The organism is Stenotrophomonas sp. ATCM1_4, assembly GCF_004348115.1.
Lineage (GTDB): Bacteria > Pseudomonadota > Gammaproteobacteria > Xanthomonadales > Xanthomonadaceae > Stenotrophomonas > Stenotrophomonas capsici.
This window is the reverse complement of sequence record NZ_QPFB01000001.1, coordinates 2,390,814-2,408,315: the sequence shown is the minus strand read 5'-3', so window position 1 is coordinate 2,408,315 and position 17,502 is coordinate 2,390,814. Positions and strand designations below refer to the sequence as shown.

The window sequence follows — 17,502 nt, the reverse complement described above, 5'->3', positions numbered from 1 at the left end:
CCTACTGCGCGAAATCATCGACTGCGGGTGGAACGGCCCGGGTCAGGCGCAGTTCGCGCTGACCCAGCGGTTGAACGGGTCTGCTGCGTCTTCGATGTGCATGTCTTCGGGATGTCTGACGATCTCGGTGCCGACCTCCGGGATGGTCGTGGCGAACCGGCTGCGGACCCACTGCTGGTAGGCCGCATTCGGATGAACGACGAATTCGCCCTTGCGTGGCGGCGGCGATCCCAGTTCACCACCCCAGCAGATTTCGTCGTAGCCGATGGCCAGCAGTCGCAGGAAATCGAGCGCATCATCGGCCAGCACGCAGACGGTGACCGAGCCGGAGCCCGAGCCCAGATGGACGATCTTCTGCGTGCCGTCGGGCGCGAGCCAGAGTGCCGCCATCGATCCTTCCGCGCCGGTCTTGGCGAACACGCAGAGCCGGTCGAGTACCTCGGCACGCGCGTGGCCGAACCAGTACTTCAGGTTGGCATTGCCCTCGGCGAAGAAGGTGATGTTGGTTCCGCCCTGACGCTCGTCGTCCGTCCAGCTCTCGCGCAGGGCTTCCTCGGGGAACAGGAAACCGATGCGGGTGCCGTCCGGCCGGTCGATGTAAAGGCCGTTGTCCTCGATCCAGCCAAACAGTGCCTTCAGCGCCGGCGGCAGATGCATGCCGGGCAACAACGTAAGGGTGATCTGCGCTTCCAGGGATTCCACGGGCATGCGTCCTGCTGTCCTGTCTGAAATGGCCGGGTAGATGCAAGGCCCCGGCATGTGCTGCGGATGATGCCACAGGGCGATGGCCGCGCTCTGGCGGAGCGCGCGCGGCACGGCAGTGACGCCAGGTGCCTACCAGTGGTTGTCGCCGCCCCCCCAGGAAGTTCGGCCGCGTGTACTGCTGTGATGCATGCAACTGCCAGCGGATGCGCGTGCAACCGGCGATGATCGCCTCGAAGGGATGATCGGGGCCGACCGCCGATTGGGACCATTCGCCCCCCAGGTCGCCGGAAGCACGGGTGATCCGCCACGTCGGTGCGAGTTGCCACGCAAGCGCGAGCAGGGCCGCTTCGGTCGCCTCATGGGATCCGGTGGCGTGGTGGACTTCGAACGTCACATGCGCCTCCTTGCGGCCCTCCCACACGAGCCGCTCCACCATCGGTGAAACGGCGGTGAAACCCGCCAGGCGCTCCAGCTTGCGCAGCATCTGGCCGTGTTGTGGGCCGCCATGGGTGACATGCCAGAAGGAAACGATGGGGTGCATTCGAGGGGATGCCGGGTTCGATTCGAGGAAGGGCAGGGCGCAGGGGGCGTCAGTGGCCGGTCAGCAGGATTTCGCGCAGACGTGCCTCGACCCGCGCCCGGTCGAGGAAGGGACGCAGCGTTGGCCAGTTCCTGGCCGACTTTCGCCGGAGGCGCACCTGCGCATACACCAACCCGGCCAGGAAAAAGCCTGCCATCAGGAGGGCATGGGGAAGGCTGGGGCGGCCGAAGAAATGGAAGCAGGACGCCGTGATCACCGCGATCGAGATCCAGGCCGGTAGATCACTCCACCCCGATGACGCATTGCCGGGGGAGTCGATCTCTTTCAGGAGCTGCTCGAGTACCTTTCGCTCGTCGCTGGGATGCATGGAGGTTTCCGTTGGGTGCCATGAGACGGTAGTGGTCCTGTCCGCAATGCTGCACGGAAATGGACCGCGGCGAAACCGTGCGCAGAGTCAGGCAGAGCGTGGCGCGCATCGCGGATGCGGGACAGGACACGAATCGTGCGAGCCATGCCGAGCGGCGAAGCGACCCGGTGGATGGGGGCTGGTGCGGGAATTGACCCGAGGCGGTGTTGGCTTGAAGGGGCTTTCCCGGTGGCATCTCCGATCCATCGGCCCTGAAAACAAAACGAGCACCTTTCGGTGCTCGTTTTGTCGGGAACGATGCTGAGGCATTCCAGCGCTTGGTGACGCGGCGGGAGTGAGGGCTTGCACGGGGCAGCGGCCCTCACTCCACACCCCCTCTGCCGCGTGCGGGAGAGGGGGGGCTGCCTGCAGGCTTTCGCCGATCAGTAGCGGTAGTGTTCCGGCTTGAACGGGCCTTCCACCGGCACGCCGAGGTAGTCGGCCTGTTCCTGGGTCAGGGTGGTCAGCTTCACGCCGATCTTCTCCAGGTGCAGGCGCGCCACTTCCTCGTCCAGCTTCTTCGGCAGGCGGTAGACGTCGGCCTTGTAGCTGTCCTTGTTGGCCCACAGGTCGATCTGCGCAAGGGTCTGGTTGGCGAAGCTGTTGGACATCACGAAGCTCGGGTGGCCGGTGGCGCAGCCCAGGTTCACCAGGCGGCCTTCGGCCAGCAGGAAGATCGCGTTGCCGTTCGGGAACACGTACTTGTCCACCTGCGGCTTGATGTTGATGTGCTGCACGCCCGGGAACTTCACCAGCGCGTCGACCTGGATCTCGTTGTCGAAGTGGCCGATGTTGCAGACGATGGCCTGGTCCTTCATCGCGCTCAGGTGCTCGATGCGGATGATGTCCTTGTTGCCGGTGGTGGTGACGTAGATGTCGCCGCGGCCCAGGGTGGATTCGATGGTGTTGACCTCGAAGCCTTCCATCGCCGCCTGCAGGGCGCAGATCGGGTCGATCTCGGTGACGATGACGCGGGCGCCGTAGGCGCGCAGCGAGTGGGCCGAGCCCTTGCCGACGTCACCGTAGCCGCAGACCACGGCCACCTTGCCGGCCAGCATCACGTCCATCGCGCGCTTCAGGCCGTCGGCCAGCGACTCGCGGCAGCCGTACAGGTTGTCGAACTTGCTCTTGGTGACCGAGTCGTTGACGTTGATGGCCGGGACCAGCAGCGTGCCGGCTTCGGCCAGCTGGTACAGGCGGTGCACGCCGGTGGTGGTCTCCTCGGAGACGCCCTTCCAGTCCTTGACCACGCGGGTCCAGTAGCCCGGGCGCTCGGTGGCCACGCGCTTGAGCAGGTTCTTGATGACCTGCTCTTCGTGCGAGCCGGACGCGGTATTGACCCAGTCGCTGCCGTTTTCCAGCTCATAGCCCTTGTGGATGAGCAGGGTGACGTCACCGCCGTCGTCGACCACCAGTTCCGGGCCCAGCAGGGTGCCGTCGGCGGCCTTGAAGGTCAGCGCTTCCAGGGTGCAGTCCCAGTACTCCTCCAGCGTTTCACCCTTCCAGGCGAACACCGGGGTGCCGGTGGCGGCGATCGCGGCGGCGGCCTGGTCCTGGGTGGAGAAGATGTTGCACGAGGCCCAGCGCACGTCGCCGCCGATGTCCTTCAGCGTCTCGATCAGCACCGCGGTCTGGATGGTCATGTGCAGCGAGCCGGTCACGCGCACGCCGGCCAGCGGCTTCTGTGCGGCGTACTTGCGGCGGATGGACATCAGGCCCGGCATCTCGTGCTCGGCGATGTCCAGTTCCTTGCGGCCCCAATCGGCCAGCGAGATATCGGCGATCTTGTAGTCACCTTCCTGGGAGAAGGTCCTGGCAACAGCATTCATGTAGAGCTCCGGTGTGGTGCGAGCAGGCTCGCGTTCGCCGGGCGCCGTTGTTGCATGGATGCCGCCCCGAGCCTGGCTGTGGCGGGGGTTCCCGGACAGTCGCAGCGCCCCTCGGAGCGGAGCCGGTGATTATATCGCGGCGGCCAGCCCAACCAACGGCAGGGGAGGGGGGCGACAGAGATTGTTAAGTTGGGGGTTTATTCCCCTGCCAAGGAGCGCCATGAACCTGTCCCCCGCCCGCCGCCGCCGTACTTCCGCGGCCCTGGTCCTGTGCGCCGGCCTGCTGCTGGCGGTGCCGCCAGTGCTGGCGCTGGCCCCGCCGCAGGCGGCCGAACAGGCGCAGGGCTACCGCCTGCCCTCGGCCGCGTTGCAGGCCATCGTCGATGCCCCGCGTGCGCCCAGCCTGTCGCTGTCGCCCAGGCGCGACCTGGCGGCGATGCTGCAGACCCCGTCGCTGCCGTCCATCGCCCAGGTGGCGCAGCCGGAGCTGAAGCTGGCCGGCCTGCGCATCAACCCGAAGACCTTCTCCGACAGCCGTTTCTCGTTCGGCAACAAGTTGTCGCTGGTGTCCACGCTGGACGGCAGGGAGCGCCAGATCAGTGGCCTGCCGCAGCCATTGTCGGTGGCCTCGCTGGGCTGGTCGCCGGACCAGAAGTACCTGGCCTTCAACCAGGTGGACCCGGCCAGCGGCAGCAACGAGCTGTGGCTGGTGGATGTGGAGGCGGGCAGCGCCCGTCGCATCGCCGAGCGCCTGAACAGCATCGTCGGCCGGGGGTATTCGTGGTTGCCGGGCAGCGACGGGCTGCTGGTGCTGCAGCGCCCGGCCGGGCAGGGCGCGCCGCCGAAGGGGGATGGCGTGCCGACCGGCCCCGCCGTGCAGGAGACCGTGGCCGGGCAGGGCGTGCGTTCGGTGCGGACCTACCAGGACCTGCTGCGCAACGAGGACGATGCGCGCCTGTTCGAGTACTACCTGCAGGCACAGCCGGTGCGGGTGTCGATCACCGGCCAGGCCAGTCCGGTGGGCCTGCCAGGCCTGTTCATGGGGCTGTCGCCGTCGCCGGACGGCAAGTACCTGCTCAGCCGTCGCGTCGAGCGGCCGTTCTCGTATTCGGTGCCGGTGAGCAGCTTCCCGCGCCGCATCGACGTGCTCGATGCGCAGGGCATGCAGGTGCATACGGTTGCCCGCCTGCCGCTGGTCGACGGGCTGCCGACCGGCAATGACGCGGTGCCGACCGGCGTGCGTTCGATCAGCTGGCGCGCCGATGCGCCGGCCACGCTGGTCTGGGCCGAAGCGCAGGACGGCGGTGACCCGTCACGGCAGGCGGCCATCCGCGATGCGGTGCTGGTGCAGTCGGCGCCGTTCGACAAGCCGCCGGCCACGCTGATGCAGCTGGGGTCGCGCTACGCCGGCATCACTTGGGGCAAGGACGATGTCGCGTTGCTGGACGAGTACTGGTGGAAGAGCCGCCAGATGAAGCAGTGGAAGATCAACCCGGGCAGTCCGGACCAGGCACCGGTGCTGCTGGTCGAGCGGTCGGAGGATGACCGCTACGCGGATCCGGGCGATCCGCTGCTGCAGTCCGATGAGAGCGGGCGCGAGCGGCTGCAGCTGGGCACCGATGGCAAGAGTTTCTTCCGCATCGGCACCGGTGCGTCGGCGGAGGGCGACCGCCCGTTCCTGGACCGCGTGGACCTGGCCTCGGGCAAGAGCGAGCGCCTGTTCCATTCGCAGGCGCCGTACTACGAGCAGCCGCTGGCCATCATCGAAGGCGGGGATGCACGCATCCTCACCTACCGCGAGTCCAACGATGTACCGGGCAACCTGTTTGCGCGCGGCCTGGCCGCCGACGCGGTGCCGGTGGAGCTGACCCATTTCGCGCATCCGCTGCCGGCGTTGCGTGGGGTGAAGAAGGAGCAGATCCGCTACACGCGCAATGATGGCGTCGAACTGACCGCCGACCTGCTGCTGCCGCCGGGCTACGACCCGAAGAAGGATGGCCCGCGCCCGGTGCTGATGTGGGCCTATCCGGCCGAGTTCAAATCCGCGCAGGACGCCAGCCAGGTCACCGGCTCGCCGCACCGCTTCAACGCGATCAGCTACTGGGGGCCACAGGCGTTCCTGGCCAAGGGCTACGTGGTGCTCAACAACCCGACCATGCCGATCATCGGCGAGGGCGATGCCGAGCCGAACGACACCTACGTGCAGCAACTGGTGGCCAGTGCACAGGCGGCGGTGGACGAAGTGGTCAAGCGTGGCGTGGGTGATCGCGAGCGCATCGCCGTGGGCGGTCATTCCTATGGCGCGTTCATGACCGCCAACCTGCTCGCGCATACGCGCTTGTTCAAGGCCGGTATCGCGCGTTCGGGCGCCTACAACCGCACGCTGACGCCGTTCGGCTTCCAGGCCGAGGAACGCAACTTCTGGCAGGCGCAGGAGGTGTACCTGAAGATGTCGCCGTTCAACAGCGCCGACAGGATCAAGGACCCGATCCTGTTCATCCATGGCGAGAACGACAACAACTCCGGCACGTTCCCGATCCAGAGCGAGCGCATGTTCGCCGCGGTGAAGGGGCTGGGTGGCACGGCGCGGCTGGTGATGCTGCCGAATGAATCGCACGCCTACCGCGCACGCGAGTCGATCATGACGATGCTGGCCGAGAGTGAAAGCTGGCTGGACCAGTGGTTGGGCGCGGCCGACGGCAAGGCTGGCAAGAAGCGCTGAGGACGAGCGCCCTCCCTTGCGTGCAGCGCAGGGGAGGGCGGCTCTGCGCAATCTGTCAGTGCGCGACGCAGCGCCCTACTCCCCCCTTTGCGCGAAGCGCGGGGGAGGGCTGGGGAGGGGGCGCTCCCGACGTAGGTGCGTCCCGTTCACACGCCAACGAATGTCCACCAAGACGCCGGAATTGCGTCGTTTCCTGTCTGCAAAGACAGCGTCCGGACAAGGTTCACATGCAACTGTTTCACCTTTGATGCACTGCAAAAACCGGACATTTTTTCGGTTAGGCTTGGGGGATTCCCGCTCTCAAGGCTTGTGCGTCCTGGATGAACGAGTACCGTAGCAGCGTTGTCTTCGCCACTCCCGATCTGCCCCTGCGCGACGATGTGCGCCGGCTGGGCACGCTGGTGGGTGACCTTCTTGCCGAGCAGGTGTCGCCGGGCTTCCTGGACGAAGTGGAAGAGGTGCGCACCGCCGCCATCGCGCGCCGCGAAACACAGGGGCCGTTGGCCGGTCTCAGCGCGCAGTTGGCCGGGCGTTCGCCACGCGAAGCCGAGGCGCTGGTGCGTGCGTTCAGTACCTACTTCCAGGTGGTGAACATCGCCGAGCGCGTGCACCGCATCCGCCGTCGCCGTGACTACCAGCGCGCCGGCACCAAGCGCCCGCAGCCCGATGGCCTGCATGATGCGTTGATCCAGCTCAAGGCCCAGGGCGTGACGCTGGATGAGCTGGCGCGGTGGTTGCCGCGCATCGACATCGAGCCGGTGTTCACCGCACACCCAACCGAAGCGGTGCGCCGTGCACTGCTTGAAAAAGAACAACTGATGGTCGCCGCGCTGGTCGACAACCTCGACGGCCAGCGCACCCCCGGCGAGCAGGCCGCCGATGCCGCGCGGTTCCGCATGGCGCTTACCGCCTCTTGGCAGACCACCGATTCCTCGCCGGTACGCCCGACGGTGGATGACGAGCGTGAGCACGTGGGTTTCTACCTGACCCGCGTGCTGTACCGGGTGATCCCGGTGTTCTACGAATCGCTGGAGCAGGCGTTGCTCGATACCTGGGGGCGCAGCCTGCCGTTGCCGCGGCTGCTGCGCTTCGGTACTTGGGTGGGCGGTGACATGGACGGCAATCCCAACGTGGACGCCAGCACGGTCGCCGCCACGCTCAATGCACAACGGCGCGCGGTGCTGGAGCTGTACATCCAGGACCTGCTGAAGCTGGCCAGCCTGCTCAGCCAGTCCACCGAGCTGATCGGTGTCAGTGACGCGGTGCAGGCACGCGTGCAGGAATACCGTGAACTGCTGCCCGACGTGCAGTCGCGCCCGCGCCATGCCGACATGCCTTACCGGCTGCTCAACGACCGCATGCGTGCGCGCCTGCAGGCGACGCTGCAGGATGCGCCCGGTGCGTATGCCGCGCCGGAAGAACTCATCCACGACATCCAGCTGATCCTGGACAGCCTGGAGGCCAACAAGGGCAAGCACGCCGGCTGGTTCTCGGTGCGTCGCCTGCTGTGGCGCGTGCGCACCTTCGGTTTCCACCTGGCGCGGCTGGACGTGCGCCAGGAGTCGAGCGTGCATTCGCGTGCATTGGCCGAGGTGCTCGGCGGGCAGGAGGCATTCGATGCGCTGGACGGCGCGGCGCGTGCGCGGTCGCTGGCGCCGTATGCGGCCGGCGACGCCGTGTTGCCGGCGGGGGCCGACGAAGGGGGGCAGCGGCTGGACAAGGTGTTCGCGGCGTTGGCCGATGCGCGCCGCCGGCACGGTGCCGATGCGCTGGGCAGCTACATCATCTCGATGGCGCATGACCGTGGCGACGTGCTGGCGGTGCTGGCATTGGCACGCCGCGGCGGCCTGCACGATGACAACGGTGCGGTGCCGCTGGATATCGCGCCGCTGTTCGAGACCGTCGACGACCTGGGGCGTGGCACCGACACCCTGCGCGACCTGCTGGCCGACCCGGTCTACCGCGCCCATCTGGCCGCACGCGGCGACGTGCAGATGGTGATGCTGGGCTACTCGGACAGCGGCAAGGACGGCGGTATCGCCGCCTCGCGCTGGGGCCTGCAGCAGGCGCAGGTCGAACTGCTGGAGGTGGCCAGCGCGCACGGCGTGCACCTGACCTTCTTCCACGGCCGCGGCGGCTCGATCAGCCGCGGCGGCACCAAGACCACGCATGCGGTGAACGCCTCGCCGCGCGGCAGCATCGACGGGCGCCTGCGCGTGACCGAGCAGGGCGAGGTGATCCATCGCAAGTACGGCATCCGTGCACTGGCGCTGCGCTCGCTGGAGCAGTCCGCCGGTGCGGTGCTGCGCGCCAGCCTGCGCCCGCGTGCGGCCGAGCCGCGCGAGGCGCTGTGGAAGCCGGTGATGGCGCGGGTCGCCGAGCAGAGCTCGCAGGCCTACCGGGCGTTCGTGGGTGACCCGCAGTTCATGAACTATTTCCGCCAGGCCACGCCGATCGACGTGATCGAGCGCATGACCCTGGGCTCGCGCCCGTCGCGGCGATTGGGCCAGGATGCGGCGCTGGGCAACCTGCGTGCGATCCCGTGGGTGTTCGCCTGGAGCCAGGCGCGTGCGGCGATCCCGGGCTGGTTCGGCGTGGGCAGCGGCCTGCAGGCGGCCGCCGATGCCGGGCAGGAAGATCTGCTGCGCGAGATGGCGCACGACTGGCCGTTCTTCGAGACCTTCCTGGACGACATGTCGATGGTGCTGAGCAAGGGCGACATCCACATCGCCGAGCAGTTCTCGCGCCTGGCCGGGCCGTTGCATGACCAGTTCTTCCCGCGCATCGGCGAGGAGCTGGCGTTGACCAAGCGCTGGGTGATGCGCCTGAGCGGGCAGCAGGAGCTGCTGGAGCATGACCCGCGGCTGGCACTGTCCATCCGCCTGCGCAACCCGTACATCGACCCGATCAGCACGCTGCAGGTGGACCTGCTGCAGCGTTGGCGGGCGAGCGACCGCCAGGATGAGGCGTTGCTGCGCGCCCTGGTGGCCTGCGTCAACGGTGTCTCGCAGGGCGTGCAGAACACCGGTTGAGGGTCCGGCCATGGGCCGGGATGCAGCGCGACCTGATCCCGGCGTCGCGATGACCGGTGCGCGCCAACGGGCTGGGAGTGCATCCCGGCCTGCGGGCGTAGGGGGGCTCAGGCGTCGGGCGAAGGGTTGCTCTTGAGCAGCTCCAGATGCCGCTGTTCCATCTCCTGGCGCAGCTGGCGGCGGATCTGCGCGGCGGCGAAGCGACGCTTCTCGTCGGACGTCTCCGGCTGCAGCGGCGGCACCGGGGTCGGCTTGCCGTCGTCGTCAACGGCCACCATGGTGAAGAAGCAGCTGTTGGCGTGGCGCACGCTGCCCTTGCGGATGTCCTCGGCCACCACCTTGATGCCTACTTCCATCGACGAGGTGCCGGTGTAGTTGACCGATGCCAGGAAGCTGACCAGCTCGCCGACCGCGATGGGCTGGCGGAACGTCACCTGGTCCACCGACAGCGTCACCACGTAGTTGCCGGCGTAGCGGCTGGCGCAGGCGTAGGCGACCTGGTCGAGCAGGCGCAGGACCGCGCCGCCATGCACCTTGCCGGAGAAGTTGGCCATCTCCGGGGACATCAGCACGGTCATCGAGAGCTGGTGGGATTTGTGTTCGGACATCATGGCGCTGGCTGCGACGGCGGGAGCCGCAGGCTACTCCCTTGCGGGTGAAGGGGGTAGGGGCCGTTCCCCGTGCCGGTGCGGCAGCGGCGATGGCGTGGCCGCCGTTTACTGGAAGTTGTAGCGCACCACGTGGAAGAACACCGGTGCGGAGAACACCACCGAATCCAGCCGGTCCAGGATGCCGCCGTGGCCCTCGATCATCTCGCCCCAGTCCTTGGCACCGAGGCTGCGCTTGACCGCCGACAGCGCCAGGCCGCCGAGGAAGCCGCAGACCACGATCAGCAGCGACAGCGCCGCGGACTGCAGCGGCGAGAACGGGGTGATCCAGTACAGCGCCGCGCCCACGCCGGTGGCCGCCAGGCCGCCCCCGACCAGGCCTTCGACGGTCTTGGACGGGCTGACCTGCGGGGCCAGCAGGTGTTTGCCGAACAGTTTGCCGAACACGTACTGCAGCACGTCGCTGAGCTGGACCACCAGCAGCAGGTAGAACAGCAGCATCAGGTTCTGCCCTTCGTAGCCGGGGATGCGCAGCAGCATCAGCGCCGGCGCATGGCTCAGGCAGAACACGGTGAGCATCACGCCCCACTGGATCTTGGTGTTGCGCTCCAGGAAGTTCTCGGTGTCGCCGGACAGCGCCGATACCGCCGGCAGGGTCAGGAAGCCGTACACCGGGATGCACATCACGAACAGGCCGTACCAGTCGATGCCGATCAACCAGTACTGCAGCGGGATGGCGATGTAGAAACACAGGCACAGTGCCAGGTGGTCGCCGCGCCGGGTCGGGGTGAGCGAGATGAACTCGCGCAGCGCGAAGAACGAGAGCAGGCCGAAGAACACCAGCGTGGCGATCTTGCCCAGCACGAAGCAGAACAACAGCACCGCGGCCATCACCCACCAGGCACGGATGCGGGCGTTGAGGTTGTCCACCACCGAGCCGGACTTGAAGCGGCCGATGATGAAGCCGATCAGGCTGGCCAGCACCAGCACCCCGAACACGCCGCCGATCATCCACCAGAACTTGGGCGGTGCACGCTCGATGGCCTGCTGCAGAAAGCTGCCCAGGGGCAATTGCTGGAATACGTTGTTCATGCCAGATCCACCACGGCCTGCCGGGCGCGTTGCAGGAACTGCGCCTTGTCTTCATCGGGGATGCGGTTGAGCGACGGGCCGAAGCGCGCCGTGCATACCAGCGGCACCGGCACCAGGCTGCCCTTGGGCAGGGCGCGGCGTGCGTTGTCCAGGTACACCGGCACCAGCTCCACGTGCGGGTAGTGCTGGGCCAGGTGGAACAGGCCGGCCTTGAACGGCTGTGGCATCGGTTCGTGGTTGCGGGTGCCTTCCGGGAAGATGATCAGCGAAGCCCCGCCGTCCAGCGCGTCGTACAGCGGCTGCAGCGGGTCGCCCTCGACCTTGTTGCGGTCGCGCTCGATCAGCACGGCGTTGAAGCCCCTGTCGGCGATGACCTTGCGAATGCCCTTGCTCCAGTAGTCGCGGGCGGCGACCGGGCGGGTGTGCTCGCGCTGGGCTGGCGGCAGCGCTGACCACAGCGCCACCGTGTCCAGGTGGCTGGAATGGTTGGCGAAGTAGATTCGCTGGGTGTCGTTGGGGCGGCTGCCGACCCAACGCGGGTAGGCACCGATGAAGACCTTGACGGCGGCGACCAGCAGGCTGGAGAGCATCAGGACCTTGCCTTCAGTTGCGCGGCGATCGCGCGGGTGCGGGTGATGCAGGTCAGCAGCGCGCCGGCGGCGATCACCACGGCGGCCACCTGCAGGGCGTAGCCGGTGTGGCTGACCCATTGCTCGATGATCGCCGCCACGCAGGCCAGGGTCAGCACGAACATGCGGTGCTGCTTGGCCATCGGGCCACGGAAGTCCTGCGGCAGGCCAAGGCTGGCCCCGGACAGCCGCACATAGGCGGTAAGCGCGGCGAGCAGTGCGCCCAGCCAGCCCAGCCAGGGCATGCCGGCGGCGTAGCCGAGCGCGACGATCAGCAGCGAATCGGCGATCCGGTCCGGGTATTCGTTGTACAGCGCCCCGGTCGGGGTCTGTTTGCCGCCTTCCATGGCGACCATGCCATCGAGCAGGTTGCAGACCAGGCGCAGCTGCACGCCGATGATGCAGGCGACCAGGCCGAGCAGGCTGGGCGCGGCCAGCAATCCCACCGCGCCGATCACGGCGAAGAAGATGCTCAGTACCGAAATCTGGTTCGGCGTGACGGAGGAGCGTGCCAACGCGGCGCTCAGGGCCTGGGCCCAGCCGGTGGAACGGGCGGCGATTGGTCTGCGGTCTTCTTTCCCCATGGCGGCGATGGTAGTGCATCGCCGGGGTGGGAGGAGCATCCGGTGAGCGAGTCAGAGCGGCTGCAAGCGGGCGCGCGTTTCGGCGTCCGGGAAGCCCAGGGTGAGGTAGCGGGGCGGGTGCAGGTGGCGGTTGTCCTGCTGCAGCAGGTGGCCGATCAGCGGCTGGGCCTGCTCCCAGTCCACGACCAGCGTGTGCGCATCGTCCTCGTTGACCGGCATCACCAGCACGATGCGGTCGGTGCGCGGCAGCGAGCTGGCCACCCCTTCGGTCCAGGCGCACAGCGAATGCCGCTCCTCGCTGTGGACCATGAAATTGGCCACGAACACATCCTCGTCGTGGGCCTGGTGCACGCGGTCGAGCAGTTGCTTCTGCATGGCGTAGGCATCGCCGTCCAGTTCCAGCCGCAGCTGCCGTTGCCGCTCGCGCAACGCAGGGTCGGCCAGCACGTGCGGATGCAACTGGCCATCGTCATAGCGCAGCACTTCCCAGGAGATCACGCGGCCGTCGGCGAATGCCTGGCCGGCCAGTTCCAGCATCGCCGCCTGCGCGCGCAGGTCACCTTCGCCAGCAACCAGCAGCATGTCGCGGGTGGCGAGCATGAACACCGGCAGGCCGGCGACCGGCACGCGGTGCAGCAGGTCCGGCAGCAGGGCGCGGCTGCTGTCGTAGGCGTCGCCCCAGGCGGCCTGGTAGAGGCCGGGGGCCACCTCGACGAAGGGTTCGTCCGGGCTCTGGCGCAGGTTGGTGCGGGCGATGACCAACGCCTCGTCGAAGCTGATGCCCCACTCCTCCGGTGGGCCCTGGGTGAGGGTGGCGGTATGGTCGGGGTGGTCGACGGCCAGCAGTTCCACGCATTCCTCGCTCAGGCGGCGGTACTGCAGGCGCTGCGGCGGTGCATTCCAGCCCTCCTGCTCGGCATGGTGCAGGGTGATCTCCTCCAGCTGGGTGATGCTGCGGATCAGCGGACGCAGCAGCGGGCGCGCCTGCTCCAACGTCATCGCCTCGTCGTCCTCATGGATGCCGAGCAGGCCGCTGAAGGCCAGCAGGGCCTTGCGCTGCTGGCCGCGCGGGGCATTGAGGTACGCCTGGTAGGCATTGTGAAGATTGAAGTAGGAGCCGTTGGCGTGGCGGATGCGGAAGGTATCCGACTCGTACTCCAGCGGATGCGGGTAGCCGTTGGCGCGGACGGCATCCATGAATTTCCCGGCGAAGCGGTCCGGGTCGGGTTTGTCCTTGAACAGCTTGCCGATCAATGCCTGCAACATGCCAACGCTCCTTGTGAATGCCAGCCATCGTGGGCGCGGTGATGGCGGCATTGCAAGGGCAACTGCGCAAACGACGACGGGCCGCTTGCGCGGCCCGTCGGGGTGCAACGGGCGATGCCGGTCGCGCTTACTTCAGCTTGGCAGCCTTGCGCAGGGCCTCGGCGCGGTCGGTCTTCTCCCAGGAGAAGGCGGTCGCGTTCTGGGTCTTGCCATCGCCGTCGACGTACGAGAATTCCTTCGGCTTGCGGCCGAAGTGGCCGTAGGCGGCGGTCTGCTGGTACATCGGGTGGATCAGGTCGAGCATCTTGATGATGCCGTACGGGCGCAGGTCGAAGTGCGCACGGATCAGCTTCTCGATCTGCGCGTCCGGGATCTTGCCGGTGCCGAAGGTGGTGACCGAGATCGAGGTCGGCTCGGCCACGCCGATGGCGTAGGAGACCTGCACTTCGCACTTGTCGGCCAGGCCGGCGGCAACCACGTTCTTGGCGACGTAGCGGGCGGCGTAGGCGGCCGAACGGTCAACCTTGGACGGGTCCTTGCCGGAGAACGCGCCACCACCGTGACGGGCCATGCCGCCGTAGGTGTCGACGATGATCTTGCGGCCGGTCAGGCCGCAGTCGCCCACCGGGCCGCCGATCACGAAGATGCCGGTCGGGTTGATGTGCACCTTGTTCTTCGGCAGCTTGTCCAGCCATGCCTTCGGCAGGACCGGCTTGAGGATGTGCTCGCGCACGGCCTCGATCAGGTCCTTCTGCTTCACGCCCGGGTCGTGCTGGGTCGACAGCACCACCGCGTCCAGGCCTTCGATCTTGCCGTCCTGGCCGTAGCGCAGGGTGACCTGGCTCTTGGCGTCCGGGCGCAGCCACGGCAGCGGCGAGTTCTTCTTCTTGCGGACCTTGGCCTGCTGCTCGACCAGGCGGTGCGAGTAGTAGATCGGCGCCGGCATGAACTCCGGGGCTTCGTTGCAGGCGTAGCCAAACATCAGGCCCTGGTCGCCAGCGCCCTGTTCTTCCGGCTTCTTGCTCTTCTTGTCGGTGCCGTCCACGCCGGCGGCGATGTCCGGGGACTGCTTGCCGAGCATGTTGATGATGGCGCAGGTATGACCGTCGAAGCCGACGTTGGAGTTGTCATAGCCGATCGAGTTGATGACGTTGCGGGTCAGCTCCTCGATGTCGACCCAGGCCGAGGTGGTGACTTCGCCGGCGACGATGGCGGCACCGGTCTTGACCAGCGTCTCGCAGGCGACGCGGGCGCGCTTGTCCTGGGCCAGGATAGCGTCAAGCACGGCATCGGAGATCTGGTCGGCGATCTTGTCCGGATGGCCTTCGGAGACCGACTCGGAGGTGAAGAGATAGCTGGACATGAGCTTGTATCCCTGTATGCGGATGAAAAGATAGCCGCGAATGATACACGCTCGGGGCCGGGGGGGAATAGTGCAGGGGGCGCCGTTGCCATACGGTTAAGCCGGGGTCATCGAACTGCCGCAAAACCGCAACCGGCCTGCCTTCTGGCGGGCGCAGGCTGCCGGCCAACAGGGCCGTCGGGGTATCCCCATGCAACAGATCGAGCACCGCCTGCAGCAGCGCTATCCCGATTGGTTCCGTGGCCGGCGCGGCCACCTGGCGCGGCCGTTGCTGCGCACGGTGGGGCGCTGGTCGGGGTTTGACCGGATGGACGCCTTCCTGGCGCGCAGCGCCGATCAGCACGGCTTCGACTTCGTCAGCGCCGCGCTGGCGTTCCTGCAGGCCGGCTACACGGTCGACGCCGCCGCACTGGCCCGGATCCCGGCCAGCGGGCGGCTGCTGATCGTGGCCAACCACCCCTCCGGCGCGCTGGATGCGCTGGCGCTGCTGGACGCGGTGGGCAAGGTTCGCCGCGACGTGCGGATCATCGCCAACGACATGCTGCTGGCGCTGGAGCCGCTGCGCGAGCTGCTGCTGCCGGTGCGGATCCTGGGCGGACGGGCGCAGCGCGCCAGCCTGCAGGCCATCGAGCAGGCACTGGAGGCAGAACAGTGCGTGATCGTGTTCCCGGCCGGCGAGGTGTCGCGGTTGTCGCTGCAGGGCATCCGCGATGGTCGCTGGAACCGGGGGTTCGTCCGTTTCGCCCGGGCCTGCCAGGCACCGGTGCTGCCGGTACGGGTACAGGCGCGCAACTCGGCGCTGTTCTATGGCGCCTCGGCCGTGTTCAAGCCGGCCGGCACCGCGCTGCTGGCGCGGGAGATGTTCGCCCGCCGTGGCCGGCCGCTGCGCCTGCAGGTGGGACAGCCGATGCTGCTGGGCAGCGACGGCGACCCGGCGCAGCAACTGGAACAGGTCCGCCGCGCGCTGTACGCCCTGGGCGAGGCGCCGCTGGCCCCCCGCATGGCGGAGGCCGGCCCCGAGCCACTGGCCGACGCCATCGATGCCGATGTGGTGGCGCAGGCCCTGGAAGCGGCCGAACTGCTCGGCCAGACCAGCGACGGCAAGCAGATCCGGCTGGCGCGTTGCGCGGCCGGTTCGCCGCTGCTGCTGGAGCTGGGCCGGCTGCGCGAGCTGACCTTCCGCCAGGTCGGCGAGGGCACCGGGCGCAGCCGTGACCTGGATGACTACGACCCGCATTACCCGCACATTGTGGTCTGGGACGCGGCGGTGCAGCGCATCGCAGGGGCCTACCGGATCATGCGCGGTGCCACCGCGCTGGCCCGCAACGGCCTGCTAGGCCTGTACACGGCCAGCCTGTTCCGTTACTCCGACGATGCCATCCCCCGCATCGCCGAAGGCATGGAGCTGGGCCGCAGCTTCGTGGTGCCCGATTACTGGGGCAGCCGCAGCCTGGACTACCTGTGGCAGGGCATCGGCGCCTACCTGCAGCGCCAGCCGGGCATCCGTTACCTGTTTGGCGCGGTGTCGATCAGCGCCGCGCTGCCGCTGGCCGCGCGCGAGCAGCTGGTGGCCTACTACCAGCGCTATTACGGCGCCGGCGCGGGCCTGGTCGAATCCAACCGACCGTTCCAGTACTTCGCCGCGCCGCCGAGCTTCGGCGAGATGGATGCCACGCCGGCGTTCGAGGTGCTCAAGGCCAACCTGGCGGCCTTGGGCACCAGCGTGCCGACCCTGTACCGCCAGTACATCGACCTGTGCGAACCGGGCGGGGCGCGGTTCCTGGCATTCGGGGTGGACCCGGACTTCAGCGACGCCATCGACGGCCTGATCGAGGTCGACCTGCAGGCGATCCGCCCCAACAAGCGCAAGCGCTACCTGCGCGACGCCGGGGCGATGGCGTGAACGCGCCCCGGGTGCTGCAACCGCACCGCCGCACCGTGTTCATCTCCGACACCCACCTGGGTGCACGGCATTGCCATGCCGCCGAGCTGGCCCGTTTCCTCGGTGCCCTGCGCTGCGAACGGTTGTACCTGGTCGGCGACATCGTCGACCTGTGGTGGTTGTCGCACAAACGCGCCAGCTGGCGACCTGCCCACAATGACGTGATCGAGGCGCTGCACGCGCTGCGCCGGGCCGGCACTGAGATCATCTACATCCCCGGCAACCATGACGCGCCGCTGCGCCGTACCTGCGGGCTGATGCTGCCGGCCATGCAGGTGCGCCGCCGCGCCATCCATGTCACCGCCGATGGTCGCCGGCTGCTGGTGGTGCACGGCGACGACTACGACGGGGCACCCATTTCGGGGGCCTGCAGGAGCGCTTCGGCGACTGGCTGTACTACCGCATCCTCACCGGCAACCGCCTGCTCAACCAGCTGCGGCAGCGGCTGGGGCTGCGGTATTGGTCGCTGTCGGAGTTCCTCAAGCGCCAGAGCGGCGCGGCCGAGCGCTACATCGAGCGGTTCGTGCAGGCCGGCCTGGACGACGTGCGGCGGCGCGGCCTGGACGGCATCGTCTGCGGGCACATCCACCGCGCCGCGCTGGTCGAGCGTGACGGGCTGGTCTACGCCAACGATGGCGACTGGGTCGAGAGCCTGACCGCGCTGGCCGAGGACCATGACGGCAGCCTGCGCCTGCTCGACCATGCCGGCAACAGCCTGGCCTGCCTGCCCGGGGCGGCCGGGCTGGCGCGGGTGGCCTGAACCGCCCGTCTTGCCTTTTTCAT

At 68.0% G+C, this 17,502-nt stretch carries 12 protein-coding genes, 1 pseudogene and 1 riboswitch; of the genes and pseudogenes, 4 read left to right on the top strand and 9 right to left on the bottom strand.

Annotated elements, in window-relative coordinates:
- Positions 1–42 precede the first annotated feature (42 nt).
- From ATCM_RS11030 to ahcY, 3 genes are all read right to left on the bottom strand, one after another.
- Positions 43–702, bottom strand: coding sequence for a hypothetical protein (locus tag ATCM_RS11030; protein ID WP_207911803.1), 660 nt, complete (start codon positions 700–702; stop codon positions 43–45).
- A gap of 593 nt (positions 703–1,295) precedes the next feature.
- Positions 1,296–1,613 (bottom strand): hypothetical protein, encoded by a 318-nt coding sequence (locus ATCM_RS11025; RefSeq protein ID WP_132864572.1) that lies wholly within the window; start codon positions 1,611–1,613, stop codon positions 1,296–1,298.
- A 422-nt stretch (positions 1,614–2,035) separates the two neighbouring features.
- Complete coding sequence (gene ahcY, locus ATCM_RS11020) at positions 2,036–3,481, bottom strand: adenosylhomocysteinase (protein ID WP_132864571.1); 1,446 nt, start codon at positions 3,479–3,481, stop codon at positions 2,036–2,038.
- A 32-nt stretch (positions 3,482–3,513) separates the two neighbouring features.
- A riboswitch (S-adenosyl-L-homocysteine riboswitch) is annotated at positions 3,514–3,600 on the bottom strand.
- 101 nt (positions 3,601–3,701) lie between these two features.
- On the opposite strand from ahcY, the gene ATCM_RS11015 reads away from it, so the two are divergent.
- The gene (locus tag ATCM_RS11015; protein ID WP_132864570.1) at positions 3,702–6,203 is read left to right on the top strand and encodes a prolyl oligopeptidase family serine peptidase; all 2,502 of its coding nucleotides are present in this window, start codon (positions 3,702–3,704) and stop codon (positions 6,201–6,203) included.
- Between the two features lie 320 nt (positions 6,204–6,523).
- Positions 6,524–9,235 carry a phosphoenolpyruvate carboxylase gene (ppc, locus tag ATCM_RS11010; protein WP_132864569.1) on the top strand — a complete coding sequence of 904 codons (2,712 nt, stop codon included), beginning with the start codon at positions 6,524–6,526 and terminating at the stop codon, positions 9,233–9,235.
- 107 nt (positions 9,236–9,342) lie between these two features.
- On the opposite strand, the gene ATCM_RS11005 is transcribed toward ppc, so the two are convergent.
- The 6 genes from ATCM_RS11005 to metK all read right to left on the bottom strand — a co-directional run bounded on the left by ATCM_RS11005 (position 9,343) and on the right by metK (position 14,777).
- On the bottom strand, positions 9,343–9,846 hold the full coding sequence (locus ATCM_RS11005; protein ID WP_132864568.1) for an acyl-CoA thioesterase: 504 nt from the start codon (positions 9,844–9,846) through the stop codon (positions 9,343–9,345).
- A gap of 105 nt (positions 9,847–9,951) precedes the next feature.
- Positions 9,952–10,854, bottom strand: a complete 903-nt coding sequence (locus ATCM_RS11000; RefSeq protein ID WP_165931240.1) for a phosphatidate cytidylyltransferase — start codon at positions 10,852–10,854, stop codon at positions 9,952–9,954.
- A gap of 77 nt (positions 10,855–10,931) precedes the next feature.
- Positions 10,932–11,525, bottom strand: a complete 594-nt coding sequence (locus ATCM_RS10995; RefSeq protein ID WP_192286353.1) for a lysophospholipid acyltransferase family protein — start codon at positions 11,523–11,525, stop codon at positions 10,932–10,934.
- A complete protein-coding gene (locus ATCM_RS10990) occupies positions 11,525–12,148 on the bottom strand; it encodes a CDP-alcohol phosphatidyltransferase family protein (RefSeq protein WP_132864566.1) in 624 nt (207 codons plus the stop codon). Before ATCM_RS10990 ends, ATCM_RS10995 begins: the two co-directional genes overlap by 1 nt.
- A gap of 51 nt (positions 12,149–12,199) precedes the next feature.
- The gene (locus tag ATCM_RS19115; protein WP_165931167.1) at positions 12,200–13,414 is read right to left on the bottom strand and encodes a hypothetical protein; all 1,215 of its coding nucleotides are present in this window, start codon (positions 13,412–13,414) and stop codon (positions 12,200–12,202) included.
- 127 nt (positions 13,415–13,541) lie between these two features.
- Entirely contained in the window at positions 13,542–14,777 is a 1,236-nt protein-coding gene (gene metK, locus ATCM_RS10980; RefSeq protein ID WP_132864565.1) for a methionine adenosyltransferase, read from the bottom strand.
- A 190-nt stretch (positions 14,778–14,967) separates the two neighbouring features.
- On the opposite strand from metK, the gene ATCM_RS10975 reads away from it, so the two are divergent.
- Together ATCM_RS10975 and ATCM_RS10970 are read left to right on the top strand one after the other, a co-directional pair.
- Complete coding sequence (locus ATCM_RS10975) at positions 14,968–16,680, top strand: GNAT family N-acyltransferase (RefSeq protein WP_132864564.1); 1,713 nt, start codon at positions 14,968–14,970, stop codon at positions 16,678–16,680.
- Positions 16,677–17,479: pseudogene (locus ATCM_RS10970) on the top strand (UDP-2,3-diacylglucosamine diphosphatase). Before ATCM_RS10975 ends, ATCM_RS10970 begins: the two are co-directional and overlap by 4 nt.
- Positions 17,480–17,502: the final 23 nt, after the last annotated feature.